This is a genomic window from Mesorhizobium sp. M8A.F.Ca.ET.161.01.1.1 (assembly GCF_004792105.1).
GTDB lineage: Bacteria > Pseudomonadota > Alphaproteobacteria > Rhizobiales > Rhizobiaceae > Mesorhizobium.
Window position 1 is genome coordinate 1 of the sequence record NZ_SRTD01000065.1, and the last position, 458, is coordinate 458.

1 protein-coding gene and 1 pseudogene are annotated in these 458 nt (G+C 59.0%); both read left to right on the plus strand.

Features of this window, described 5'->3' with window-relative positions:
• Nucleotides 1–190: pseudogene (locus EN804_RS37740) on the plus strand (ATPase); the annotation flags it as partial.
• A 101-nt stretch (nt 191–291) separates the two neighbouring features.
• Nucleotides 292–458: transposase (locus tag EN804_RS34600; protein ID WP_145972890.1), on the plus strand; the 167-nt coding region annotated here is incomplete at its 3' end.

Genomic DNA, 458 nt, shown 5'->3' on the forward strand with positions numbered 1-458 from the left:
CCAAATTCTGCGGTGTTTGATCCATCGCAATCGCCCTGCTGGACGGCGCACTGGCGAGTTTCTGCTGCTTGGCTACGCTTCCATCGACCTCAAACAATCCGGGGAAGCATTGGCTCGCCGCATTGCCTATCTTGGAATGCAACCCGTCGATGGGGTAGAAGTGCCGGACCACACGCTCGACAGGCTTTAGTCACGTCGAGATTTACCGTAACCGGTGTTCTGCCCCCACGTTGCCTACACTCGCCTAATTTGTGATCGACGTTCCATGGACGAGCGACAAGGAGTTTCTCCATGGACACTACGTTGGAGGTTCTCACGTCACGGCGGGGCCGACGTGAGGCGCATCGCCAATGGCCGGATGAGGTCAAGGCACAGATCGTTTCGGAGAGCTTGCGTCCGGGCGTGACGGTGAACGAAGTGGCGGAGCGCCACGGGCTGAAGGCCAACCACCTGTCGTC